At 59.4% G+C, this 25,291-nt stretch carries 18 protein-coding genes; 10 read left to right on the top strand and 8 right to left on the bottom strand.

The window, feature by feature from the left end; all coding sequences use genetic code 11:
* From JIN78_RS15170 to uvrA, 3 genes are all read right to left on the bottom strand, one after another.
* The coding region (locus JIN78_RS15170) for a hypothetical protein (RefSeq protein ID WP_200392841.1) at window positions 1-533 on the bottom strand (533 nt) is incomplete at its 3' end.
* Between the two features lie 449 nt (window positions 534-982).
* A complete protein-coding gene (locus JIN78_RS15175; protein ID WP_200392842.1) occupies window positions 983-1,492 on the bottom strand; it encodes a hypothetical protein in 510 nt (169 codons plus the stop codon).
* A gap of 109 nt (window positions 1,493-1,601) precedes the next feature.
* Window positions 1,602-4,442, bottom strand: a complete 2,841-nt coding sequence (gene uvrA / locus JIN78_RS15180; protein WP_200392843.1) for an excinuclease ABC subunit UvrA — start codon at window positions 4,440-4,442, stop codon at window positions 1,602-1,604.
* Window positions 4,443-4,630: 188 nt separating this feature from the next.
* Here uvrA and JIN78_RS15185 point away from each other — a divergent pair, with 188 nt between their 5' ends.
* The 8 genes from JIN78_RS15185 to JIN78_RS15220 all read left to right on the top strand — a co-directional run bounded on the left by JIN78_RS15185 (window position 4,631) and on the right by JIN78_RS15220 (window position 13,737).
* Entirely contained in the window at window positions 4,631-5,149 is a 519-nt protein-coding gene (locus JIN78_RS15185) for a hypothetical protein (RefSeq protein WP_200392844.1), read from the top strand.
* Window positions 5,146-6,162, top strand: a complete 1,017-nt coding sequence (locus tag JIN78_RS15190) for a S1C family serine protease (protein WP_200392845.1) — start codon at window positions 5,146-5,148, stop codon at window positions 6,160-6,162. Before JIN78_RS15185 ends, JIN78_RS15190 begins: the two co-directional genes overlap by 4 nt.
* A gap of 133 nt (window positions 6,163-6,295) precedes the next feature.
* Window positions 6,296-10,258, top strand: coding sequence for a choice-of-anchor I family protein (locus JIN78_RS15195; RefSeq protein ID WP_200392846.1), 3,963 nt, complete (start codon window positions 6,296-6,298; stop codon window positions 10,256-10,258).
* Window positions 10,259-10,298: 40 nt separating this feature from the next.
* The gene (locus tag JIN78_RS15200; RefSeq protein WP_200392847.1) at window positions 10,299-10,901 is read left to right on the top strand and encodes a PEP-CTERM sorting domain-containing protein; all 603 of its coding nucleotides are present in this window, start codon (window positions 10,299-10,301) and stop codon (window positions 10,899-10,901) included.
* Window positions 10,902-11,286: 385 nt separating this feature from the next.
* A complete protein-coding gene (locus tag JIN78_RS15205; protein ID WP_200392848.1) occupies window positions 11,287-11,955 on the top strand; it encodes a COG1470 family protein in 669 nt (222 codons plus the stop codon).
* A gap of 92 nt (window positions 11,956-12,047) precedes the next feature.
* Window positions 12,048-12,731, top strand: a complete 684-nt coding sequence (locus JIN78_RS15210; RefSeq protein WP_200392849.1) for a phosphoribosylanthranilate isomerase — start codon at window positions 12,048-12,050, stop codon at window positions 12,729-12,731.
* Between the two features lie 4 nt (window positions 12,732-12,735).
* A complete protein-coding gene (gene crcB, locus JIN78_RS15215; protein WP_200392850.1) occupies window positions 12,736-13,098 on the top strand; it encodes a fluoride efflux transporter CrcB in 363 nt (120 codons plus the stop codon).
* Between the two features lie 66 nt (window positions 13,099-13,164).
* Window positions 13,165-13,737: a 5-formyltetrahydrofolate cyclo-ligase gene (locus tag JIN78_RS15220; RefSeq protein ID WP_200392851.1), complete on the top strand. Its 573-nt coding sequence runs from the start codon at window positions 13,165-13,167 to the stop codon at window positions 13,735-13,737.
* On the opposite strand, the gene JIN78_RS15225 is transcribed toward JIN78_RS15220, so the two are convergent.
* A complete protein-coding gene (locus tag JIN78_RS15225) occupies window positions 13,734-15,455 on the bottom strand; it encodes a PA domain-containing protein (protein WP_200392852.1) in 1,722 nt (573 codons plus the stop codon). The genes JIN78_RS15220 and JIN78_RS15225 overlap by 4 nt on opposite strands.
* Entirely contained in the window at window positions 15,452-15,760 is a 309-nt protein-coding gene (locus tag JIN78_RS15230; protein ID WP_200392853.1) for a hypothetical protein, read from the bottom strand. The genes JIN78_RS15225 and JIN78_RS15230 overlap by 4 nt, the downstream gene beginning before the upstream one ends.
* Window positions 15,761-16,004: 244 nt before the next feature.
* On the opposite strand from JIN78_RS15230, the gene JIN78_RS15235 reads away from it, so the two are divergent.
* Window positions 16,005-20,183, top strand: a complete 4,179-nt coding sequence (locus tag JIN78_RS15235) for a beta strand repeat-containing protein (RefSeq protein ID WP_200392854.1) — start codon at window positions 16,005-16,007, stop codon at window positions 20,181-20,183.
* A gap of 99 nt (window positions 20,184-20,282) precedes the next feature.
* Here JIN78_RS15235 and JIN78_RS15240 read toward each other — a convergent pair whose 3' ends face one another.
* Window positions 20,283-20,450 (bottom strand): hypothetical protein, encoded by a 168-nt coding sequence (locus JIN78_RS15240; RefSeq protein ID WP_200392855.1) that lies wholly within the window; start codon window positions 20,448-20,450, stop codon window positions 20,283-20,285.
* A gap of 305 nt (window positions 20,451-20,755) precedes the next feature.
* On the opposite strand from JIN78_RS15240, the gene JIN78_RS15245 reads away from it, so the two are divergent.
* Window positions 20,756-22,231 (top strand): Do family serine endopeptidase, encoded by a 1,476-nt coding sequence (locus tag JIN78_RS15245; RefSeq protein ID WP_200392856.1) that lies wholly within the window; start codon window positions 20,756-20,758, stop codon window positions 22,229-22,231.
* A gap of 176 nt (window positions 22,232-22,407) precedes the next feature.
* On the opposite strand, the gene JIN78_RS15250 is transcribed toward JIN78_RS15245, so the two are convergent.
* Both JIN78_RS15250 and JIN78_RS15255 read right to left on the bottom strand, forming a co-directional pair.
* On the bottom strand, window positions 22,408-23,022 hold the full coding sequence (locus tag JIN78_RS15250; RefSeq protein ID WP_200392857.1) for a hypothetical protein: 615 nt from the start codon (window positions 23,020-23,022) through the stop codon (window positions 22,408-22,410).
* A 392-nt stretch (window positions 23,023-23,414) separates the two neighbouring features.
* On the bottom strand, window positions 23,415-24,965 hold the full coding sequence (locus JIN78_RS15255) for a hypothetical protein (RefSeq protein ID WP_200392858.1): 1,551 nt from the start codon (window positions 24,963-24,965) through the stop codon (window positions 23,415-23,417).
* Between the last annotated feature and the right edge of the window lie 326 nt (window positions 24,966-25,291).

Genomic DNA, 25,291 nt, shown 5'->3' on the forward strand with positions numbered 1-25,291 from the left:
GTTCCGAGATAGTTCTCCAGGCTGTCGGAGAGGCCGTCGAGATCGGCGTCGGGCCCCGGGGGCAGGCCGCTCAGGCCCTCGAAGCGGAGGGCGTAAACGGCCTTCACTTGGCCGAGGGTGGCGGGAGCCTCATTCATGGCGGTGAGGGTATCAGTGGGGTTCCACGGGTAGTAACCGTTAGCAAGATAGCGCCAATTCGCATTGAGTCCAGAACTTGCGAGGTAGGAGGGCACGCCATAGTGGGCCAACTCGTCGCGGACCCATTGAGGAGAACGGGTATTGAGGATATCGTAGAGCGGCTTGGCCATGGCTTTGAGCTGACCCAAGGAAAGTGGAGCGCGATTCAGCTCGGCCTCTGCGGTGGTGGGCGCCCGGTCCTCAAAGACAGCGGGCACGATTTGAGCGCGAGCGGCTCCTGCGAGAATGGGATCAGCGAGGGAATCCAGGGCGCGTAAGGTCATCCACTTCCCCTGCCCGACGGTGGCGACGGCGAGGTTGTCGACATCGGGAGTATTGGGTAGGCTGCGTCTCACGAGAGCGTTTTGACAGGGTCTGGGGTTTTTATGGCGGTCGCCAACAGGCTCCAGTTGGTTCTCGAGCTAGCCCGAGCCCAAGGTAGGAAGGCCTCGCCGAAGCATCCGCCAAACCACCCCCTCACAACCGCATCCAGCGACGACGGCCTTTCTGCTCGCCACCGCAATCGACTATTTCGGGAACCGTCCCCTCTTTCGCGGATGTCTCGGCGTGACATCCCTACCGACTCACCGCTCAGCGAGGAATCGTCCCGTGACGGATTCTACCACTTTGGCGAGTTCCTTCGGCGGGCCAGCGGCGACGAGACGGCCACCCTCCTTTCCCCCCTGTCCAGATCAAGGTCGATGGCCACTTCGTCGCGCCCCCCCCAGAGCCTCTCCCTCCCGCAACTCACAGGCTTTACCCCATGGCTTGCCAGCTAACAGACGGACTGGCCACTTCGCCTCTGCTATGGTTGAGCTGTGGATTCATTTCCTCGCTCCGCAAGCAACAAGAAGAGAGGGTTCTCAGGAGATTCGTCATAATAAGATACAGTTTTCACAGCATTAAGTTTAGCATGCAGGCAGCATGCGAGCGAATATAGACGCTTGGAATTTTCGAGCCACTCGGGCAAGTCTCCTTGTTCAAAATTCTCAATTGTGCACCATGGCCCATCACTTTCAATGTCAATAATGTTGAGACGATTTTTTGAAGAAAACATCACACAGAAAAAATATGCACACTCAGAATTCGTTGAAAACTTTAACGTGACTGAAGAGTTTTTTTGAAAACCCCTTCCTTCTATTTTCTCGATGCTACTGCACTCATCAACAGGATCGGGCTCCCAAAGACAGTAACGACCATCTTTCCCCATTGGGACTTCTCTCAGTCCTGCCAATTCCGCACACGAATTAATAGCGGAAATCACATGACCAACATCACATTCACTAGGCAGTATAACATCAGTTTGAATCTTCATTTTCAAAAAAAACATTATCAATAACAGCAATACTTTTTTAACCCATCCAATCTAACAACTCCTGTGGGATATTAGCCTATTCACCTTGCTTCGAAACCTCCCTACCGACTCACCGCTCAGCGAGGAATCGTCCCGTGACGGATTCTGCCACTTTGGCGAGTTCATTCGGCGGGCCAGCGGCGACGAGACGGCCCCCCTCCTTTCCCCCGCCCGGGCCGAGGTCGATGACCCAATCGGAGGCCGCGATGACGTCGAGGTGATGCTCGATCACCACCAGCGAGTGCCCTTCCTCCTGCAAACGCCGCAATACCCCGAGTAAAACGGCGACATCCTGGAAGTGCAGCCCCGTGGTGGGCTCATCGAGCAAAAAGAGGGTGTGCGGGGCCTTGGGCTTGGCCAACTCGGCAGCCAGCTTGACCCGCTGCGCCTCCCCTCCCGAGAGGGTGTTGGCCGCTTGCCCGAGCTGAACATAGCCCAGCCCGACTTCGCAGAGTGACTCCAGAACACGATGAATCTTAGGGATATTCTCAAAGAAAGCCCGCGCTTCTTCGCAAGGCAGGGCGAGCAGATCGGCGATTGATTTTCCTTTGTAAGTGACCTCCAGCGTCTCCCGGTTGTAGCGCTGGCCGCCACAAGCCTCGCAGGGCACCCAGACATCACTCAGGAAGTGCATGTCGATTTTCAGCGAGCCGCCCCCCTGACACTTTTCGCAGCGTCCGCCTTTGACATTGAAGGAAAAGCGCCCGGCCTGATAGCCGCGTTGCCGGGAGAGGGGGAGCTGGGCAAAAAGCTTGCGCATCTCGTCAAAAACCCCGGTGTAAGTGGCTGGATTCGAGCGCGGACTGCGCCCGAGGGGACTTTGATCGACCACGACCACTTTGCCCAAATGCTCCATGCCCTCGATGCGGTCGTGCTCCCCCGGCACGGCGGTGGCGTGATGAAATTCCCGCGCCAGAGCCCGCTTGAGAATGCTGTTCACCAAGGTCGATTTGCCGCTGCCGCTGGCCCCGGTGACGGCAACCAGGCGTTGCAAGGGAATGGTGACATCGAGATTCGCGAGGTTGTTCTCCCGCGCCCCCACAATACGCAGGACCTGCTCGCTCCCGCCTTCGGGCTTGTCAAAACTCGGCCAGCCCGGGGCGCGCAACCATTGCCCGGTGACCGATTCCTCCGCTTGTAGAAGGTCGCCTACTGAACCGGAGAAGAGAATGCGGCCTCCCGCCACGCCCGCCCGGGGACCGACATCGATGACCCAGTCTGCCGCACGGATCATCTCCTCATCATGCTCCACCACGACCACCGTATTGCCGAGGTCGCGCAAGCGCTGCAGGGCCCCGATGAGGCGTTCATTGTCCTTGGCATGCAATCCAATACTCGGCTCATCAAGGACATAGAGCACCCCGGCCAAGCCGGCCCCAATCTGGGTGGCGAGACGGATCCTTTGCGATTCGCCGCCGCTGAGGCTGCCACTGGTGCGATCGAGAGTGAGGTAATCGAGGCCCACCTCGCAGAGAAAGCGCAGCCGCTTGACCACCTCCCGGGCCACTCCCCGCAAGGCACTTTGCCGCTCGGGAGGCAGAGCGAGAGTCTCCATCCATTGGCGGGCGGTCGCGATATCGAGGCGGCAAAATTCGGCAATCCCCAGCCCTTCCTCGCTCTCGTGCTCCGAAAAAAGCTTCACTGCCAACAACTCGGGCCGCAGCCGATCCCCCCCGCAGGCCGCACACTTTTGCCAAGTGAGATAGCGCCCCATGTTGCGCTTCACGCCCTCGCTCTCGGTTTCGCGATAGAGCCGCTCCACCTGCACGCAGACCCCTTCGTAGGGCTTCTCGAAATTCCGCACGTCGCCGTCCTTTTCCCAGCGCACCGGCACCACCTCCTCCCCCGTGCCGTGGAAAAGTCGTCGCACGAAAGCAGGGGGCAAGTCGCGGAATGGCGTTTCCAGGTCGACCCCATCGTGCGCGGCCAGGGCCTCGATGTGGAGCTGGTTCCAGCCTTTGCGCTTGCCGGAGCCACTGGTCCAGACCTTCACCGCCCCCTCCCCCAGAGACAAATCCTGGTCCGGCACAATGAGGTCGGGATCGCAAAAGAGCTCGCGGCCGAGACCGTGACACACCGGACAAGCGCCCTCGTGGGAATTGAAGGAGAAGCGACGCGGAGTGAGAGCACCCAGCTCGAAGCCATTGGCAGGATTGCGCCAACTGGTGGCAAAGGAGCGCTCGCTCCACTCGCGCCCGCCCCTGGGCATCACCAGGGCCCGCGCCTCTTGCCCACAGATTTGCAAAGCGGTCTCCACCGAGTCCGCCAGGCGGCTCTCGGCTCCGGGCTTGACCACGAAGCGGTCGACGACCACCTCAATGCTTTCCAACAACGGCGGCCAGCCCGCCACACCGTCATCCAGCTCATAAATCTCGCCATTCAAACGCAGGCGCACAAAGCCTTGTCGCCGCAGATCCCCCGCGAGTCCCTCGACATCGGCCCCCGCCGTCGCTGGCAAAGGCGCGAGCAGAATCACCTTCGCCCCCTCGGGCTCGTTCATCAACCGCGTGACCACCTCGGCAGCGGTCATTTTCTCCAACCGAGCTCCCGTCACCGGATCATGGGGAATCCCCGCCCCGGCGTAGAGAATGCGCAGGTAATCATGGATTTCGGTCGCGGTGGCGATGGTCGAACGCGGGTTCCCCCGCCCCCCGCGTTGCTCGATGGCAATGGCCGGGCTGAGGCCTTCGATGGCATCGACATCGGGCTTCTCGAATTGGTCGAGGAACTGCCGGGCATAGGCCGAAAGGCTCTCCACGTAACGCCGCTGCCCCTCCGCGTAGAGGGTGTGAAAGGCGAGGCTGGACTTACCGCTGCCACTGGGCCCGGTGATGACCACCAGCTTGCCGCGCGGGATATCGACGTCGACATTCTGCAAATTGTGCTGCCGTGCCCCCCGAATTCGAATCATCTCCACGGGGAAAGAACTAGCCGAGTTTTTCTGATTTGTCTCCACTTCCTTCGGGGCTAGTAGACAACCGCAAAAGGATCGCTTTTTTGAGGACAATTGAAGCCGGATGAAGAACCCTCAGACAAGCGAATCTTCCAATCGCCCTGCGGAGTCTTGACGGCGAACACGCTCTTGCCGAGAGTCTGGCCATGAAAGCTCCGTCGGGATTGTTGCTTTGTTGCGGATTTTTACTTTTTCCCCTTTGGGTCATTCTGATGGAGCAGGGCGCTGCGCAGAACGAGGAAGAAGAGAACTTCGGCCCGGCTCTGCAGCCCGTGGTGGAGGAGACCCCTCCCGAGCTGGCGGGCTACATGAGCGAACTCGGGCGCTTGACCCACAAGATGGCGCTGGCGGCCGATGCCGACAATCGGGAACTGGCGCAATTCTATCGCTACGAAAGTCAGGTGCAATTGGAGACCATCCAGCGCGAGGTGCCGGAGTATGAGGGCCATCCCATCGCGCTGCTGGTGGGACGCATGGCGCTGCCTGCCTTCGCCCGCATGGAGACGATTTTGACCGAAGACGACAGCTCCCGGGACGACCTTTTGACCGGGCTGGACACGGTGGTGCAGAGCTGCAACCAATGCCACCAGGCTACCGACCACGGCTTTCTCAAAATCACCCGGGGCACGGAGAGCAACCCCTTCAACCAGTCCTTCGCCAAATGAGCATCCGCATTTTCCTGCTGACTTTCACGAGCAGCCTCCTCGCCCTCGCCGCCGAAGTAACCAGCCCGCCCCTTGTTCTCCTGAGCGGCTACCACACCTCGCCGGCAGAACAGGACCAGCCCGTCAATCGCGCGCTGGGATTCATCACCGAAGAAGAGGGCTTTCTCCTGAGCAATTTCAGCAATCTCACTGATCCGACCAGCGGAGTGCTGCTCCCTCACCTGCAGGCTCACTTGGGGGAGGAAAGCTATGAGGTGCGCGTGATTGGCATCGAGCCCACCCTCGATCTGGGCATTCTTCAGCTGGTGGGGGACGGCCCCTTCCCAGCCGCTCATCTCGACCCCACCCATCTCCCGGAACTCGGGGAAAAAGTGGCCGCTTGCCAGGCTTGGGAAACGGGTGGAGAAAGGGCGATCGCCACTGGTGCTATCATTGGACTCAACACGCGCGAATGCTATCAGGAAAGCCTTTCATCGACTATGTTCCGCATTGATCTGGACCTTTCCCCCGCTCTAGCAGGCGGGCCGATCTTTGACCCGGCAAGTGGTCGCGTCCTGGCCATTCACACTGGCTTCCAGCCCACGCAAGATGAAGAACATATCGAAGAAGAGGCTTTGCACGAGACCCATGTTTTGCCGATATCCCTTTGCTTGAACATTTATGATACCCTCAAGCTCAAGAAAAGTCTACGTTCACCGTGGACGGGCTTTTCGGTGAAAGCCTTGACTGCGGAGCAGGAGAATTATTTTCCGACCAGCAAAGGGCATCAGGGCGGCGTCGCGCTGGAGGCAATCTGGCCCGGCGGTCCCGCCGAGAAACTGGGACTCAAGGAGAACGACATTTTGCTGCAGTTTTCCTACAACTACCTCAACTCGGTCGCTGACTTTCAGAAATGGCTCTATATGTATGGAGTGGGTGAAGCGGTGACCCTCACCATCCTGCGCGATGGCAAAGACCTGCTGAGATGTGACTACACTATCGAGGAGCGCCCGGCCTGGGCCAAACCCAAATAGTGTGCCTGCCCTTGGCAGGTCACCAAACTGTCACCTCTTTTCTCCTGACCCTTCGGGAAATTCTCTCTCTTTTTCAACACTTGTCAGAGCCGAACCATTGCTTTCCTAGCGGAGGTCGGCCTTTGCAAGTGTTATGAACGTCTTCACTCTCACCAGTTATTGTTCCGCTCTCGCTTTGGGAGCGGCTGCCGCCGAAGGGCCCTCGCGCGTCCTGCACGAACTCAGCACCGCCACTCTGCCCAATGGCGCGGAGATTGGTGCCTTTGACCCCGTCTCCGAGACGATCTATGTGACTTCGGGAGGCGGTCTCCAGCTAGTCGACCTGAGCGATCCCGCCCATCCGGTGGTGAGCGCGACCATCCTCGCAGGCGATGCCGAGATCACCTCCACCGCCGTGCAACCCGGGAGCGGAGTGGTCGCAGTTGCGGTGGTCAATGGCACTGATTCCACCCAGCCCGGTGCGGTGCGCTTTTACGGGGCCGATGGCACCTTGCTCAACACCGTCACCGTGGGTTCCCTGCCGGACCAAATCGTCTTCACCGCCGACGGCAACAAACTGCTGGTAGCCAACGAAGGGGAATCGGCGGATCCGGATGAGAACGACCCTCTCATTCTGCCCAACCCCGAGGGCTCGGTGAGCATCATCGACTTGAGCGATGGCGTGGCCAATGCCACCGCCGTGATTGCCGACTTCAACGCCTTCGATAGTCAGGCGGACGAACTGCGGGCGGCGGGAGTGCGGCTCTATCCCGCCGTGACTTCGGCGGAGGACGCGGTCGATGAAGACGAGGACCTGACGGTGTCGCAAGACCTCGAGCCCGAGGCCATCGCCCTTTCTGCCGACGGCAGCACCGCCTTTGTCACATTGCAGGAAAACAATGCCGTGGCCGTGCTCGACCTCGCCAATGCCGAGTTCACCGATATCCTTCCTCTGGGCCTGAAAGACCACAGTCTGGCGGGGGCGGGCTTGGATGCGAGCAATCGCGACAGCGGCATCGAGATTCGCAACTGGCCCATCTTCGGGATGTATATGCCCGATCACATCGCCACCTACGAGGTGGACGGGGAAACCTACTTCGTGACCGCCAACGAAGGAGACGGCCGCGATGTGGATGAAGAACGAGGGGCTGATCTCTTCGAGGATGGCCTGCTGGACGCGAACCTCTGGAGCGATGGCGACCTCTTTGCCGACGAGAACCTGGGACGCCTCAAGTTCTCCAGCGTGAGTGGCGACAGCGATGGCGATGGCGACATCGACGTGCTGCACGCCTTCGGCGCGCGCTCCTTCACCATTTTCAAAAGCAACGGCGAAGTGGTTTACGACAGTGGCGACGACTTCGAGCGCCTGACGGCGGCTCTCCTGCCCGAATTGTTCAACTCCGACGAGAGTGATCCCGACGAGTTCGATTCCCGCTCCGATGACAAGGGCCCCGAGCCCGAAGGTCTCACCCTCGGCTCTGTGAACGGGCGCACCTACGCCTTCGTCGGCTTGGAGCGCACTGGCGGCATCATGGTCTACGACATCACTGATCTGGAAAAGGTCTGCTTCGTGCAATACATCCGCACCGAGGGCGACCAGGCGCCGGAAGGCCTGGTCTTCGTGAGTGCCTCCGACAGCCCCAACGGCCAGCCTTTGCTCCTCGTCACCAATGAGGTGAGCAACACCCTGACCACGTATGAATTCGACGCCGAGCGCTCCTTCACTCTGGAGCTCTTTCACCTCGCGGACCAGGAAGCGGGCGCCGAAGCCGTGCACGATGCCCCCCGCCTCTCCGCGATTTTGAACAAGCTGCGCGACGAGGACTTGGGCGACGACGGTCTCGCGGACAACACCCTGACCTTGTCCTCCGGCGATGCCATCATTCCCGGGCTTTTCTACTCGGCTTCCGAGGAAGTCTACGGCACGGCGGGCATCGGGGACATCCAGATTCAGAACGAACTGGGTATCCAGGCCATTGCGCTGGGCAATCACGAATTCGACTTCGGCACCGACGTGCTGGCGGCTTTGATTGATGGCTCGGCGAAGGGGAACATTCTGGACGGCGACTTTGCCGGCGCCCGATTTCCCTACCTCTCTGGCAACCTCTCCTTTGCGGCGGACAGCGCCATGGCCCCTCTCGCCACCGCAGACCACGCCGCTCCGGCTGCGAATTCGGTAGCGGCCACCACCGTGATTGAGGTCAATGGCGAGCCTATCGGCGTTGTCGGCGCGACCACCCCGACGCTGGCCTCCATCTCCAGCCCCGGCACCCTGGGCATCGCTCCTTCGCCCTTCGGAGGCACTCCCAGCGAGGGCGAGCTGGATGCCCTCGCGGCCGAGATCCAGGCCGATGTCGACGCCCTGCTCATGGCCCAACCGGCGGTGAACAAGGTCATCCTCCTTGCACACATGCAGCGCATTGATATCGAACAAGCCCTGGCCACCCGCCTCCGCGACGTGGACATCATTGTGGCTGGAGGCTCCAACACCCGCCTCTTCGACGAAAACGACCGCCTCCGCGCCGGGGACAACAAGCAGGGCGATTACCCGCTCTGGAGCACGGCGGCCGATGGCAAACCCATCGCGGTGGTCAATACCGACGGCTCCTACAAATATCTGGGACGACTGGTCATCGACTTCGACAGTGCGGGGGCTCTGGTTCCCAGCAGCTACGATGCCTCCATCAGCGGAGCCTATGCCACCGACGAACAAGGGGTGAGCGACCTCGCGGCGGCTGAGTTCACCGACCCTGAGGTGCAGCGCATCGCCGATGAAATCGCGGCCAACATCATCGCCACCGATGGCAACTACTTCGGCATCACCACCGAGTTTCTCAATGGCAACCGTTCCGGTGGACCTCTGGACGGGGTGCGCACGCAAGAGACCAACCTCGGCAACCTGACCGCTGACGCCAATCTGATGGCAGCCCGCGAAGTGGACCCCACCGTCGCCTTTTCCCTGAAAAACGGTGGCGGCATCCGCGCCAGCATCGGGGAGACCGTAGTTCTGCCCGGTGACACCGAAGCCACCCGGCGTGCGCCCCAGGCCAACGAGCTGAGCGGGCGTCCGGAGGGAGGTATTAGCGAGAACGCCATCAAGACCGCTCTGGCCTTCAACAACGGACTCCGTCTCATGACCTTGACCAAGGCGGAAGTGCTCGCCCTCCTCGAACACGGGGTGGGAGCGCTCCCCTCCGTCAGCGGTCGCTTCCCCCAGGTGGCGGGCATCACGTTCAGCTACGACGAAAGCGCCCCCGCCGGGGACCGCCTCATCAGTGCCGCCCTCGTGGACGACGCTGGCGACGTGGTGGAAATCCTCGCCGCCCATGGAGAACTGGCCGGAGACCCGGAGAAAACCTTCCGCATGGTGACCCTCGACTTCCTCTCCTCCCCGGCCTTCGACGACGAAGGTAATCACATCGGGGCCGGAGACGGTTATCCCTTCCCTAACATCAATACCGATGCCACCCGGGGAGCAGTTGCTAACGAGGAAGACCTGGCACGCATTGACCAGCGCATCATCACCACGGAGACCCAAACCGGAGAGGCGACCTTTGCCGATGATTACTCTGAGCAAGATGCCCTCGCCGAGTATCTCACGGCCCGCTTCCCCGAGACCTCTCCCTACGAAGAGGTGGACGTGGCCCGTGAACAAGACGAACGCATCCAGAACGTCGCTCTCCGTCTCGACGATGTCTTGGCCGGGCTCAGTCTCGCGACCTTTGCCGCCAGCTACAATGTCGAGCCTGCCAGCGACGAGACCATCCTGGCCTACGCCTACGGTCTCGTGCCCGGGCAAATCACCGAGCTGGTGCTGGGCGAAGAAGGCGAGGTCATGACCCGCGGAACGGAGTCCTTCCAAGTGGAAGCGGCCCCCAACGCCGTCGACCTCACCCTCACCTTCCTGCGCCGCAAAGACGCGTCCGCACAGGGCTTGCGCTACCGGGTGCAGACCTCGCCCGACCTCAGTGAAGGCTCCTGGGAGTTTGTCGAAGGAGGCCTCCAAGTGGTGGGTGAAGATGGCGAAATGGAAGTGGTGCGCGTCACCCTGCCTTACTTCACCTCCCAACTGGACAAAGCCCGCTTCTTCCAAGTCGTCGTCGACACGGCGGAATGACCTCTCGAAACCTTGCAAAATACCTTTGAAAACCGACCTCATGAAAACATTCCTTACTCTCGCCGCCTTCGCGGGCTTGGCTCCGGCTGCCTCCGCAGCCATCATCTGGAGCGGCCTCCAGAATATCGACATTCCCGCCGGACTCGACGGCGTCTCCCTCGATCCCTTCACCGGAGCTTCCCAGACCACGCCGGACGACGACTTCACCTCCACCGATGTGAACTTCTTCCTCGGTGGCGCGGGACTGCGCACCAGCGGCGACTTCCTCCCCGCCCGCACGGGCACGGAGGCCACCAGCCCGGTGCGCAACCTGCTGCCCGGCACCAGCGTGGACCTGAGCCTGACCTTCGGCCCCGACGGGGTGGGAGCCTCGGGCGGGCCCGGGATGGAGCATCTGGGGGATTCCGCCGGCCAGTTCGCCTCAGGTGAGCAGGGCTACCTCGGCTTCCAGCTTCGCAATGAGGGCGACACCCACTTTGGCTGGATGCGGGTCACCCTGACCGCTAACGGCGTAGGCACCATCCACGAGTGGGCGGTGGCAGATGTCGCTGACGACCCCATCTCGGTCGGGGCCATTCCCGAGCCTTCCAGCCTGCTACTGACCCTCCTCGGAGCCACCGCCCTGCTGCGTAGAAAGCGCTAGCCCGTCGGCAATCCCACCTTCCCTGCAAGGGCGCGCCTCCGGGTGCGCCTTTTTTTTGCGAATACCGGGAAGAGACCCCTTCTGGTCAAAGGCGGAAGGACAACGCGCGGCGAGAATTTCCACTGGCTGACAACTAATCAATGAAAGTCCTCACAGCAGCACAATCAGCCTGGCCGTGCTACGCGCTTTTCCAGCAAGAGAGCCAGCTTCATCGGACCGGATTGAATGAGAACTTGGGAGAATACGGGGGGACGTATTTTTACCGATAAGAAAACGCCACAAAATTGCTATTGCATTTTTATGGCGTTAATCCTACCTAGCGGGGCCGCCACCTTCCGATGGCGGCCATTCGTGGATCGCTGGATCCACTCCAATTAACAACATCATGAAGAATCCTTCTCAGAAACGTCTTCTCACCCTGAGCCACAAAGGGCTCATTCTCGCTCCCCTCGTCCTCGCCTGGACCACTTCCACCGCACACTCGGCCCTTCACCTCGCCTTCGGGGTGGACACCGATTCCGGTTCCACCAACTTCGACCGCATCATGGTGCGAGACCTTCACGGAGACCACTACCACACTTTTTCGCAGAACAATGGCGATCCGGGCAGCCACATCCCCGCGCCCTTCACCCTTGTCCCCGGCGGCAGCACGGCAACTTTCAATCTCGCAGCCATGGATATCTCTCCCTTTTCACAATCCCGCTACACCACTGCTCTGAGTCCGGCAGGAGACTTTCACCTCGAGCTGACTGCACTGCTCGGTCCCGGCTCGGAAAACTTGACCGTTCTCTTTTGGCACGGTGATCACACCCACACCATGGCCGTAGGCGGCTCGGCCGAGCATCTGGAACTCGACGAGATCCTCGACATCGAGCTGCGCTTGCCTGCGGAAGCGGAACTGGGCAGCTACACTGCCGAATTCCGCATCGTGGATGAGTCGGGCAACTATACCGACTCCCCGACTTTCAGCATCAACGCCAATGCCATTCCCGAGCCTTCCAGCCTGCTGCTGACCCTTCTCGGAGCCACCGCCCTGCTGCGTAGAAAGCGCTAGCCCGTCGGCAATCCCACCCTCTTTGCAAGGGCGCGCCTCCGGGTGCGCCTTTTTTTTGCTGAAAAATAGCCCTCCGCTGGCAAGCTTGTGCCATGGACGGCCTCGCTCCCTTCTTCTCAACTTCCCCTCCTTCGCTGAAAGTTTGCGGAGTCACCACCGCCCGCGACGCGGAGGAGCTCGTGCGCTTGGGGGTGCCCGCCATGGGCATCAACTTCTGGCCCCCCTCCAAGCGCTTTTGCTCCGAGCAAGACGCCGCCGCCTTTCTGCCCACCTTGCGCGGGAGAATCGTGCGCGTGGGCGTCTTCGTCAACAATGCCCGCGAACTCGGCCCCCGTCTGCATGCCTCGGGCGCACTCGATGGGGTGCAACTCCATGGTGATGAGAGTGACGAAGAACTGGAGACGCTGCTTGCCGAAGGCATCCCGACCATCCGCTCGCTCGCTTTATCCCGGGATGCCGACTTGGAGACCGTGGCCGCACATTACCAAGCGCTGGCCTCCGGGCAGGATGCGCCCTTCGCCCTCCTCCTCGATGCCCATGCCCCCGGGGTCTACGGCGGCACCGGACAGACCATCGACTGGGAGCAAGCGGCCGCCTTCATCCGCCTCGCCGCCCCCCTGCCCGTTCTGCTGGCTGGCGGCATCGTGCCAGAAAATGCGGCGGAGGCCCTCGCCACCACCACTGCTGCCGGGCTGGACGTCGCTTCCGGGGCGGAGTCGGCCCCCGGGGTGAAGGATTTTTGCAAAGTCAGGGAGCTCCTCGCCGCCACTCGTTAGCCTCATGAACCTGGTGCTTGTTTTCCTGGGAGGCGGACTGGGAGCCGTGGCCCGCTACGGGCTCAACTCCGTCCTCACCCAGTGGTTGGGAGGGCGCTTTCCCCTCGGCATCCTAGCCTGCAACGTTCTCGGCTGCTTCCTAATCGGACTGGCGGCGGGCTTTGCCCAAAAAACAGCTCCCGGCTGGCTGGGCCCCTTCGTGATAGTGGGCTTTCTGGGCGGATTCACCACCTTTTCCACCTTCTCCTCCGACAATCTCGCCCTTCTGCGGGAGGGCTCGCCGGGCCTGGCCTGCCTCAACATCATGGCTTCCCTGGCCCTGGGCCTGCTGGCAGTGGCTTGGGGGTGGCGTCTCACCACCTCCTGACAGGTGAGGGAAAGCTTGCATGTCGTGAACGAACGTGGGAACTATCAGGCACAAATTTTCAACCGTATGGTGACTCCCCCCCCGAAGAAACGCCTCCGTGAGCTGGCGCGCAAAACCCTTGCGCGCCTGAGCCGGAGCGAGCACGAGCGCCGCTCCTCGGAGCTGGTGCATCGGCTAGCGGAGTATATCAAGAGTCGCTTCCCCAATGCCCGGCGCATCGGCACCTATGCCGCCATGGCCAACGAGCCCGACATCGCGCTTCTCGCCAAGCTCCTTCCCGACCGGCAGTTCGCCTACCCCCTCGTCCTCAACCGCTACGAAATCGCCTTTCATGTGGTCACCGATCCCGCCACTTTGGAAAAAGGCACCTTCGGCATCCGTGAGCCCCAGCCCCGCATCCACCCCCACCTCGCGGCGCAGGATCTCGACCTCGTGCTCGTCCCCGGCCTCTCCTTCGATCTCAAGGGCCGCCGCCTCGGTCAAGGAGCCGGCTACTACGACCGCTTCCTGGCCGAAATCCCCATGACCCCGACCATCGGCATCACCTACAGCTCGCAGCTTCTCCCCCGGGTCCCGGCCGAGCCCCATGATCGCTCCATGGACTACCTGGCCTCCGACCGTGGCGTCATCCCCATCTAGTCCAGGCCGTCCCCTCTGATTTGCAGGCGGAAAAAGCGCCTCCCTTCCAATTCCCCCACCGGCTGGGCCCATTCCCGCAACAAGGGCTCCTCGGCCACTTCCGACACTTCCTCGCGCTCCCCTCCCAGCAAGGGTCCCCATTGTTGCAAATCAGATGATTCCTCCACCTCCCAGGCCACATCGCCCGCCTGATGATTGAGGCGAAAAACCACCGCCCCATCGGCGAAGGACAAACCCGGCCGCTTCCGCCTCTCATCGGCCGCCGTTCCCCGGGCGTATTCTTCGAAGTTGCTCACCCCATCGCCGTCGGCATCGGCCCCCGGTTCTGGGGGGCTCAGCGGATTATCCTGCAACCACATTTCGTAGTCCAGATGGGGAAAGGGAATGTTGCGCACCGTCCAGCCCATCTCACGGAGCACCGTCAGGCACAGATCGGGCACGGCATCGGCACTGGGCGAGATCGACGGCTCCATCAACAAGTCCGGCGTCATCTCCGGAGCCCAGTGGGAAAGCGAAGAAGAGGCCTCAAAAGTGGCAGGGGTATTGAGAAAGGGTCGCCGGGCAAGACTCCCCCCCTCGCCACTCGTGAACACGAGTTCGCTCCCCGCCGCAAGGGCCCGCAATGCCGCCCCCTGGGCCTGGGTCACCCCCAGGACCGGGATGGTCACCGGATTGGTCTCCCCTCCCACCAACAAGGGCTCGTCGGGCACATTATTGGCAATAATGACAGCCACCGCCCCCGCCTCTTGGGCGCGGAGCGCCTTCTCCACAAAAGGGCAAGTCCCCCGATCGATGAGGGCCACTTTCCCGGCGATGGCGGCGGCATTCAGAAACGGAGCCGAACAGGCGTCACTCGCCGGGTCCACCCCGTCATCGACCACAATCCACGGCGCCTGCAGCGGGTCTTCCGGCCACGGGATGCCGATTGCCGCCGGAGGAGCCAGCACCACCAGCTCCCCGCTCTCCACCTTGATCACCTCCGGCCCTCGCGACAGCACATGGGGTGCGGCCAACCGGGTGCCCCGCCCTTGCCAAGTAAGAGCCGGGCGAAAAGCGGCCGTCGTCCGCTCGGCAGCACCCAAGGCCTCCCAAGAAGCATTGGCTTGCTCATCGAAAATGAAGCGGGAAAAGGCATCCAGATAGCCCTCGAGGGGTTCGCCATTGCCATCGACAAAGGAGGTGAAGCCCAGCCCGTGCGCGATCTCATGCAGCAGCACCGCCAGCAAGTTGACCTGCCCCGGCGGAGTTTCACTATCCAGCCCGTAGTAAAAGCGGGGCCCGAAGGGACATGCCGCACTGCCCGCGACATTGCGGTTCACCGTGATCAGAATCTCCCCTTGGTTCGGGAAGCGATCCTCCCCGGCCAAGTGATTGACCAAAGCTGCGACATACCAGGTGGCGGGCTCGGGCGCCTCCGGAAAGTCCCGCAGGAGAGAGCCGACCACCGCATTGGCCACCGTGCTGCAGCCCAGAGCAGAAAAGCGGGCGTCGATGCGCACCGGCCCCGCCAGCTCCAGATACTCCTCCCAAATGCGCACCGCCTCCTCCAGCACCAGCCGCCGCTGCTCACCCAAGGTGGTGCCCTCATTCCCCCCCACCGGAGTGACCGCTTCCCCGGCAAAAAAGCCACTACCCGCGCCATCAAGATATTGGAGGGAAAATTGAGCGCCCACTCCCCCCGGAATGAGAAACAGCACGAAAACCAGAAAGAGCTTCATTGCGTCAGATATTGCGGTCGCGCCGGTGTCCCGAGCGATTTGGCGAGCGTCTCCTCTTCTCCCTTCTCCGTCGAAAGACACTGCACCGTCACCTCCCCCTCCTCATCGCGCACAAAATAAACCGTCGCACCAGGCAGGCCGGCCGCGAGGGGAGAAAAGGCCACGCTCCCATCGGGTCGCACCGACGAAGGGCCAGCCGCCAACTCTCCACTGGCCGATTGCCCTGCGGAATCCTGCTTCCCGATGAAAGCGAAAACACCAGCCAATACCAGCAAGGCAGGCCAAAGCGAGGACCCTAAAGACATGGAGGGAAATTCTCAGTTTCTCCCCGAAAAACAAGCGCCATTCCCCATCCATCCCACCTACCGACGGACCCACCACGCCCATAAAGTCGCCATTTTACACAGTCTTGGCGCGTTCCCCCTAGCGATAAAAGAAAACAGGTTTATGCTGTTAAGGTGAAAATGGGGACTACCCTATCCCTCATTTCCAACGGCAATTTGTCACCGCTCTTTATTTCGGCAAGGGCGAAACCCAATCCAAAAAACCATGAAGAAAACCATCAAACTCTCCCTCCTTCTGGTGGGAACTTACACAGGACTGGCCTCCTTCTCCTTCGGCCAATCAACCTGGGACTTCGGCGCAAGCACCCAAAACTTCACCGACGACGCCAACTGGGATCCCGACGGTGTCCCGGCCAATGGCAACTGGACCGTCAACATCGCCGCTGACGGCCAGACCCCTATCATCAGCACCGCCGTGGTCGCCACCGCAGCCGACACTTGGGTAGGCAGTGGCGACGGCACCAGCGGCGTGCTGACCATCGAATCTGGCGGTAGCATCGACACCTCCACCAAGTGGTTGCGCGTGGGCCACCTGGGAGGCACCGGAGTCCTCAATGTCCTGGCCGGTGCCAACTACATTTCCGACAACCAAATCCGATTGGGCGAAGACGGGGGAAACGGCACTCTCAATGTGGACGGGGGAACCATCTCCGTTGCCGCCCTTGACGGCAATGGCATGGCCACCATCAATGTCACCAACAATGGCTCTCTGACCACCACCGGAGGCAATGTCCGCATTGGCAGCGGCGGCGGCACCCTGACGGAGGGAACCATCAATGCAAGCGGCCAGTTCTTCATCGGTTCGGGTGGCATGGGGGAATTCACCATGTCCGGCGGCTCCCTCACCACTGGCAGCTGGTTTGTCCCCGGTATCGGGACCACCGACGGCGTTCCCCATGACGGGACCTTCAACCTCACCGGAGGCACCCTCACCACCTCGACCACCCAAGGCTTCACCACCATCGGAGCCGGTGGCGCCAATGGCACGATGACGATGTCCGGCGGCACGTGGACCGAGACCAACACCATCATGCTGGGAGAAAACACCGGCGGAAGCGGCACCCTGAACCTCACCGACGGCCTGCTCACCACCCCCCGCATCGACGTCGCGGTAGCGGGCAATGGCACCCTCAATCTCGATGGCGGTGAACTCCACACCCACAGCATCGTTTCCGGCGCGGGCACCTCCACTATCAATGTCAACGGTACACTCATCACCGTCACAGCCGATAGCGAAGAGTTCTTCAGCGGAGGCACTGTCAACCTGCTCTCCGATATGGAAGTCGACACCGCCGGCTTCAATGTCAGCGGCACTTCCAATCTGGAAGGCTCGGGCGGCATTGTTAAAAATGGCTTGGGCTCTCTCACCTTCAGTGCGGACAATCCCATTTACAGCGGCAACATGACCGTCAATGCCGGCGATCTCATCGTCGGTGCCCGCTTCAACGTCCCGGCCTCTGGTGACATCACGGTGGCAGACGATGCCGGCTTCGGGGTGCGGGTGCTTGTCCCCGGCGATTATGTCCAACCCACCAATCTGAGCCTGACGGGGGCGACCTCCCGCCTGCACCTCAACTACCTGGATGCCGAATTCTCCGTCCCCGGAGCTCCCATCATCGTCGATGGCGGCACCTTCGCCATTGATGGCACCATCACCGTCAATCTCGATGGAGTTGACTTGGCTACAGGCACCTACACCCTCATTGACTACAGCGGAGCCACCAAGACCGGCACCGCCACCTGGCAAATCGGCACACTGCCCGAGACCATCACCGCCGACGGCGTGATCGTGGACACTGGTAGCGAAATCCAACTCTCCCTCATCGCCCCGGCCCCCCTTTGGGAAGGCACGGAAGCGAGTGGTGACTGGAACCTGAGCGACCTCCACTGGGTCGACCAGGCCACCAACGACCAGATTGCCTTTGAGAACGGCCTCTCCGCCACCTTCGACGACAGCGCTCTCAACTATGAGGTGGTGGTGACCGAAGACTTGACCCCGGGAGCCATCTTCTTTGAAAACGACTTTGAAAACTACACCCTGAGCAGCGGCGGCGGCGTGATCACCGGCACGACCGGACTTTCCAAGGTCAACGGCATCCCCGCCAACAATGAGGGCACCCTGACCATCGACGGAGGCATGGCCAACAGCTACACTGGCGTCACTACGCTCGGAGGAGGCATCGTCGCGATCGACACCTTCACCGCTGCCGGGGTCCCCGGCCCCCTTGGTGCCGCCACTGCGGATCCCGCCAACCTCGTCTTCGCAGGCGGCACCCTCAACTACTCGGGCCCCGCCGTCGCGAATTTTGATCGCGGCTTCACCGTCACTGGCGATGGCAGCGCTCTCGTTACCGCCAACGACCTCACCCTCACCGGTACCTACGCGGGCGGAACAGAGGGCGGCAGCCTCACCAAATCCGGCGCAGGCAACATCACCGTCACCTCTCTGACGGAAAACACCTTCGGCGGCACTGGCTACCCCAGCCTGGCCATTGCCGAGGCCGACTGGACCTTCCTCGGCAACGGCAAAGAAGGCGATCAATCCAACAACATCCCCGGCGAACTCTGGGTCGGCTCGATCGAAGGAGTAGAAGCCAACCTCCTGGTGGAAGACTCCATTCTCAATGTCGGCGGCTTTTTTGCCATCAGTCGCGGTATTGGCTCGGGAGTGGAAACGACTATCACCGTGACCGATTCAACCGTGACCAGCGGAAGCTTCAGCACGGGCTTCAACAATGGCCTCGCCGCGAATGACAACCTCACCAACATCACACTCTCGGGTTCTGACTGGACCAACGGAGACCTCGCTTTCCTAAGTGAAAGCCCCAACGCCGATACCGTAATGACCTTGAGCAACGGATCCACCCTCAGCACAAATCGTCTACTGGTCGGCATGGGAACAGACACCACCGCCGAGGTCACTCTCAACGACACCTCCTCGGTCACCTTGGGCAGCTCCTGGCTCGCCATCGGCACCGGCTATGGAGCAGCCACCAACGCAGTCGGTGTGGTGACCTTGAACGACAACGCGGTCTTCACCGACAATGCTGGCGACTTCAATATCGGCGACGGCAACGGCGGACAAGGAACCCTGACCATCAACGACTCGGCCTCCGCCACCGCGACCGGGGTGGTCTTCATCGGCAAAGGCGAAGGCACCGGCACTGTGACCTCAACGGGCTCACTTGTCATGAACGGGGGCAGCTTCACGGCCCAAAACAACATCGTCCTCGGCCTGCAGAATGGCGCCACCGGCACGGTGGAGGTCAATGGCGGAGTCTTCAGCTCCACCATTGATGGCGGGGTCGTCCTCATTGGCGAAAATGGCGCAGGCACTTTCACGGTGAATGGAACAGGCTCGGCCTCCTTCAACAGCGTCGTCACCCTGGGCACCAATGCCACCTCGGTCGGGGTTCTCAACATCGAAACAGGAGGCCTCTTCACTGCCAATTCGCTCAATGGCGGCGCGGGTTCAGCCACCGTGAACTTCGCCGGGGGGACCCTGCAAGCTAACGAAGACAATGCGACCTTCCTCACTGGCAACCTCACCTCCGTCTTGCAAGCGGCCGGGGGCACTATCGACACCCAGGCGCACACCCTCACCACCGTCGCCCCGCTCTCCGGTAGCGGAACTTTGGAAAAAATCGGCAGCGGCACCCTCATTCTGGGCGCGGCCAGCGGGCACGCCGGCGACACCACCGTCAGCGAAGGAGTCTTGGAAACGACCAATCCCATCTTTGGCGACGCCGGCACCTTGACCATTGCCAGCGGCGCTTCGGTGAGTTTGCCCCACGGACAGGTGGACCGGCTCGTGGCCCTGACCATCAACGGCACCGCATTGCCGGATGGCGACTACGACAGCTCCACCCACCCTGGAGCAATCACAGGCACCGGCACCCTGCGCGTCGGCCCCGTCATTGCCAATCCCTACGAAACCTGGATCGCCACCTATTACCCCGGGGAAAGCGATCCTGCCCTCGTTGGGGCCACCGCCGATCCCGATGGCGACGGGCAGAGCAACCTCGTGGAGTTCGCCTTCGGAGGACTCCCTGACGACTCCTCCTCACTGGCCCTGGCCACGGAGATCATTGCCGATAGCAATGGCAACAGCCAAGACGAACTCCTCTACACCATGGCCGTGCGCAGTGGCACCCCGGCCTTCGCGGGAACGCCTTCGCCCAGCGCCAGCCACGACGGCATCACCTACACCGTGCAAGGTTCCCTGGACCTCCAGGACTTCTCTTCCGCAGTGAGCGTGGTAACTCCGCCCGTGACCGCCGGCCTCCCGGCTGCCCCCAGCGGCTACGAGTATCGCACCTTCAGCCTCACCGCTTCCGATGGTTTGAGCGGAAAAGGCTTTTTGCGTGCCAGTGTGAGCGAATAGCACCAGCAACTTGATGTGGGTGAAAAACGCCATCCACCCACGCGGAATTCCACCCCCGGTCCTCTCATGAGGGCCGGGGGTTTTTCGTGGCGGAAAGTCTCAGGCACGATGGCCCTGACTCTGATGAGCCCAAGCCAACACCCCCGTAATCAGGAGAAAAGCCAGGAGAAGGACGCTTTCCACCACCGTAGCCGTCCCAGCTGCGAGGATCAGCCCCAGCACTCCAATGAAGAGGGTCACCAAAAGAAACCAAGTGGACAGATTCATTTTCATAACACCCTTTTCGACGCGAAAACCGCGCCAAGAGTCACCACAGACAGCCGAAAAACGAACAAGAAACTCACCACCAACCACCTGAGTAGAACCTCCCCTTCCCTTTTCCTCCTATCTCCAAAGGGCCCGAGGCGACTTCTGCACGATTTCGCCTCGCAAACTGCGCGACCTGCGACTTTGACGCGGGAATAAAAGCATCCCCTCCTCCTCTCATTTGACAGATGGGAAAATTCACGAAATTTATTTCCCAGTCACCCCTCTTGAAGAAAACGAACCCCTCTATTCGCAAGCAAACCATTATGAAAAAAACATCCCGTATTTTTCTTCCCCTCGCAGTAGGCGCGGTGGCCGCAGTGAGCGGCTTCCTCGTCGCCCAGGACAAGGATGACCAGCCCGCCCCCCTCGTCATCAAAAGTGATTCCACCGCCATCGAGCGCACCGGCGGCACCCACCCCACCAGCTATGCCCCTATGCTGGCTGACGCCAAAAAGGCCGTGGTCAGCGTAGCCACCGCCGAGGTCGTGCGCTATGCCCGTGGCGGCGGCCGCGGCTCCATGGAGGACCGCATCCTTCGCCAGCTCTTCGGCATGCCCGCCCCCCGCAACCAAGGCAACGGCCAAGTGCAGGAGGAAAAAGTCCCCCAAGGCGTGGGCTCCGGCGTGATCATCAGCCCCGATGGCTACATCCTCACCAACAACCACGTCATCTCCACCCGCGATGGCGGCGAGGCCGACGAGATCCTCGTTCGCATGAGTGACGACACCGAGATGGAGGCCAAGCTCATCGGCCGCGACCCTCAGACCGACATCGCCGTTATCAAGGTCGATGGCAAAGACCTTCCCCACGCCACCGTGGCCAATAGCGAGGAAATCATGGTCGGCGACATCGTCTTCGCCATCGGCAACCCCATGGGCGTGGGCCTCACCGTAACCTCCGGCATCGTCTCCGCCACCGGGCGCTCCATCGGCATTTACGGCCGCGACGGTTACGAGGACTTTATCCAGACCGATGCCGCCATCAACCGGGGCAACTCCGGCGGTGCCCTCATCGACATCGAAGGCCGCCTCATCGGTATCAATTCCGCCATCGTCTCCAGCTCCGGCGGCTCCAATGGCCTCGGCTTTGCCATCCCCGCCAATCTCGCCGTGGATGTCGCCCAGCGCCTGACCGAAACCGGTGAAGTCAAACGCGGCTATATCGGCATCCGCATGAGCCCTCTCGAACCCGAGGTCGCCGAGGCCATGGGAGCCAAGGGCGTGAAGGGCGTGCTCATCGAGGAAGTGATCGACGGCTTCCCCGCCAAAGAAGCCGGCCTCCAGCACGGCGACATCATCACCAGCATCAACGGCAACGCCATCACCAACCCCAACGACCTCCGTCTCGCGGTGGCCTCCACTGCGCTTGGCGACACTCTCAAGGTCACCGTTCGCCGCGACGGCAAAGACCAGGAGTTCGAAGTGCAAGTAGCCGACCCGGAAGAAAGCCTCGCCCTCGACGGCCAGTTCGTGGAAGGCGTGCAGGCCAATCTCGTCAATGACAGCCTCCGCGAGACCTACGGCATTCCCAGTGAAGTGAGCGGACTCGTCGTCACCGAGGTCGCCCCCGGCTCCCCCTTTGCCCGCTACCTCCAGCCCGGCCTCGTCATCTTGGAAATCAACAAGCGCGAAGTGGAGTCCCTCGATCAAGCTCGCGAACTGCTCCGCGACCAGGGCAACAATCTCCTCTACGTCTACTACCAGGGCCGCACCCGCTACTTCGCCCTGCGCCTGAACTGATTGACCCCGGAATTGACCCCGGAATTGACCCCAAGAGCCCAACCCGCCCCCCAACACCCGCTGGCGACAGCGGGTGTTTTTTTGCGCCCTTTTCTCTCCCCCCACCCACCTCGCCAAGCAGTCCCAAAAATCAATTCGCCTCCCCCAAAAGCAAATTCTTGGGAAGCACTTGTTCTTCACTCCTCGCGGGATGGAATGGTGAGCGCATCAAAACCAAAGCGAGTAAAGAACTCACAACGATTGTCCGTGCGGGCCCCCACTGAGCCAAAGGACCAGACTTCATGTCCCAAAGCCCTCGAAGCATCCAGCACGGTGGAAGAGATCGCATTGCTCACCGCCCACCGGCACGAGGTCAGGGTCCGCCAGACTTGCACAAAGTCACGCACGCGCTGCTCATCGCGATCGAAGTCCCCAGCCAATCCACTGCCCGCCGCAAGAACCTCGCTTCGCAATCCCCTTTCCTCTAATTGAATGAGAATTTCCTCCGCCGTTGGATCGTGATCCGAAGCAACCAACACTCGCGCAACCCCCGTGCGATCCGCCAACCAGCTCGCCATTTCGACACAGAACTCCGGCGGTGCCTTTTCCCAAGCAATGAACTTCCGATAATGCAACGCGATGGCCGGGCCCGGCTCAATGGGCAGAGCAGGCAAGAGACAGCAATCCATGATCTCCTCATAAACTTGTCGCACCTGATCCCGCGTCGCTCCACCAGTCAGAAAATAATGACAATGCCCCTCCTCATCATCACGATAATCATAGTCTTTCCATTCGCCCGCTTCCTCACTCACTGAACCCTCCTTTTCCTCAAACAAACGGGAAAAAGAGACGGGACAATGTTGATTGTTCACCCACCGCAGAAGAAAGTCCTCCCCCCACTTGAGACGCGCACTCGCCCAACAATTCACACGATTAGCGAACCCTTCGAAAGCATAAGATTCTGGCATGGAAAAAACTTACTTGGTAAAAAACTTCCGTCTTAACTCTTCCACTCATTCTCTTCTCAAACGCAAGATTCTGGCTCCATTTTCGCCGCAAGCTTAAAACCAAAAACAAAGTAGCTCTTTATTAAATCACGATAGATTTAATTCTATAAAATAATTTATATATCCTCGCATTCAAAAATTGTGAGAAAATCACGCTAGAAGTTTTCGCGCACACCCCGGCAAAGAACCATTAATTACTATCTTTTTCTTTCCAAAAAAACCCTCCAATAATTAGCCGATTGCGGATCACTCGACTCCAACTCCAAAACTAATTGTTCGACTGCTACATTTATTGCAGGACTTTTTTCTTGAGATTCCAACCAATTTGCAAACCCAGTAATATCTTCATCAATCCATCCTTTAGCCACACCTGACATTGCCTCAAGCCCATTCGCACCGTTCAACTTCATAGCCCAAGCTGCTGCTTCAACGGGCGAACGTTGCCCGTAAACTCGACCAACATCCGTAAATACCTCTACCCCAATAGCAACCTCATCTTTCTCAACCAATTTCCCTAGAACTTCGGCAGTTCTCTGGGGATCGAGTTCAGAGTGACCGAGCAACGCCCCTTCCAGAAAGGCTTGCCTTTTCCTTCCAGTTAGTTCGTTTGAAACTTGTAGAGCACCTTCAAGATCTTTCCTTGCTTGACCAAATGCAACCCCCCGCAAAACACTCTCATTTATATCCTCCGGCACATTCTCCACAAGAGATAAAACATTCGACGCATCGTTAAAACCCAAAGAAACAGACACACTATTAATTATCTCATTCCTAATCTTGCTTGACGGAAGATCACTCAAAAAATCAAATGTTCGATTTACATCTCTCAAAACAAGATCACGAAGAACATCCTCGAACACTTGGACATTATTAGTAGTTAAAACAACATTCCTCAAGAGCTTTTCCGACAAACTCACATCCAACTCAGCCAAGAGTTGCGCGTTATCTTGAAAGCTTAGAAGATTGAGAGATTCACGTTCAGTCAAGTCATCCAGTGACTCAAGTAACGGAGTTTTTCCGGACTTCGCATTTTTCAGAATCTCGGAGAACACAAGTCCCTGCAAAGGGTCGATGAATTGATTGGCGGGCTCTTCCCTCAGAATTTCAAGTGCAGCTTCAGGATCAATTGCCGCAGCGCTCCGCGCTAACCCCAACCTCGCAATTCCGATTTCCTTGTCCGACAACTCCGATATGTTTTTCAATAACAAATTTTTAGCTTTTACAATATCTGAATCATTCTTGATAAATGAGAATACCATACTCAAAGCATCACCACGAAAGGCTGCCATCTCACTTGCAGGAGAAGTTACTATCATTTCCATGAATCCATCCCTATCATACCGGGCAAAATACTGAAGAAAGATTCTATATTTCATATCATGCCTCAACTTTAATTGATCCGTCGGGATATTCTGCACATACCATTCCTTAAAAAGACTTGGATCTTCTTGACCAATCCGATCAAAGAAACGGCGCATCTGCCCTATAGTTGCACCTTCACCATCACCAGAAATTAATACTCCGATTGCATCCAACTTACTATTCGCATCATCCTCCCTTTCAATCCACGAACTCACTCCATAACTATGTTTTCCAATAGTATCAAAATCTGCACCGGACACAGAATCTGACTCTGCATTTTCATTTTTGATACTTTCTTCCTTCTCACAGGAAGCAACTAGAAACAAAATATACAACAGAATCAAATTGAGATTTGTCCGCCTTGATGAAGGCAATTGATTAATCATATAATTTTCATTTTTTTATTATTTGACATGAGCCAGAATTTGGTAGAATTACATGACTCGCAACTAAAACTCATTCCAGACCACAACTCTCAAATTATACTTTTATATTTACTTCCTAGTTCCACATTGACACTAAACTAACTTTAGGACACACACCAAAAAACATACTCATTCCAACATGTTACCCTTAAGTAACTCTTTTAATTCGTTATTATTGGACTCCAAAAAACCATCACACTACACGACAAAAATTGAGGGGTGAAAAGGCGATTTGAGCCAAGCGAGAAACTCGTTGCGGTCCTTGGCCTTGAGGTGGGGATTGTTAA

The organism is Roseibacillus ishigakijimensis, assembly GCF_016595415.1.
GTDB classification, from domain to species: Bacteria; Verrucomicrobiota; Verrucomicrobiia; order Verrucomicrobiales; family Akkermansiaceae; genus Roseibacillus; species Roseibacillus ishigakijimensis.

What these genes read in the sequence shown, in the direction of transcription:
- JIN78_RS15190 (WP_200392845.1), top strand. Translation starts at nt 5,146, where the DNA reads ATGAGCATCCGCATTTTCCTGCTGACTTTCACGAGCAGCCTCCTCGCC.
- JIN78_RS15195 (WP_200392846.1), top strand. Translation starts at nt 6,296, where the DNA reads ATGAACGTCTTCACTCTCACCAGTTATTGTTCCGCTCTCGCTTTGGGA.
- JIN78_RS15185 (WP_200392844.1), top strand. Translation starts at nt 4,631, where the DNA reads ATGAAAGCTCCGTCGGGATTGTTGCTTTGTTGCGGATTTTTACTTTTT.
- JIN78_RS15245 (WP_200392856.1), top strand. Translation starts at nt 20,756, where the DNA reads ATGAAAAAAACATCCCGTATTTTTCTTCCCCTCGCAGTAGGCGCGGTG.
- crcB (WP_200392850.1), top strand. Translation starts at nt 12,736, where the DNA reads ATGAACCTGGTGCTTGTTTTCCTGGGAGGCGGACTGGGAGCCGTGGCC.
- JIN78_RS15175 (WP_200392842.1), bottom strand. Translation starts at nt 1,492, where the DNA reads ATGAAGATTCAAACTGATGTTATACTGCCTAGTGAATGTGATGTTGGT.
- JIN78_RS15225 (WP_200392852.1), bottom strand. Translation starts at nt 15,455, where the DNA reads ATGAAGCTCTTTCTGGTTTTCGTGCTGTTTCTCATTCCGGGGGGAGTG.
- JIN78_RS15230 (WP_200392853.1), bottom strand. Translation starts at nt 15,760, where the DNA reads ATGTCTTTAGGGTCCTCGCTTTGGCCTGCCTTGCTGGTATTGGCTGGT.
- JIN78_RS15200 (WP_200392847.1), top strand. Translation starts at nt 10,299, where the DNA reads ATGAAAACATTCCTTACTCTCGCCGCCTTCGCGGGCTTGGCTCCGGCT.
- uvrA (WP_200392843.1), bottom strand. Translation starts at nt 4,442, where the DNA reads ATGATTCGAATTCGGGGGGCACGGCAGCACAATTTGCAGAATGTCGAC.
- JIN78_RS15205 (WP_200392848.1), top strand. Translation starts at nt 11,287, where the DNA reads ATGAAGAATCCTTCTCAGAAACGTCTTCTCACCCTGAGCCACAAAGGG.
- JIN78_RS15240 (WP_200392855.1), bottom strand. Translation starts at nt 20,450, where the DNA reads ATGAATCTGTCCACTTGGTTTCTTTTGGTGACCCTCTTCATTGGAGTG.
- JIN78_RS15220 (WP_200392851.1), top strand. Translation starts at nt 13,165, where the DNA reads ATGGTGACTCCCCCCCCGAAGAAACGCCTCCGTGAGCTGGCGCGCAAA.
- JIN78_RS15210 (WP_200392849.1), top strand. Translation starts at nt 12,048, where the DNA reads ATGGACGGCCTCGCTCCCTTCTTCTCAACTTCCCCTCCTTCGCTGAAA.
- JIN78_RS15255 (WP_200392858.1), bottom strand. Translation starts at nt 24,965, where the DNA reads ATGATTAATCAATTGCCTTCATCAAGGCGGACAAATCTCAATTTGATT.
- JIN78_RS15235 (WP_200392854.1), top strand. Translation starts at nt 16,005, where the DNA reads ATGAAGAAAACCATCAAACTCTCCCTCCTTCTGGTGGGAACTTACACA.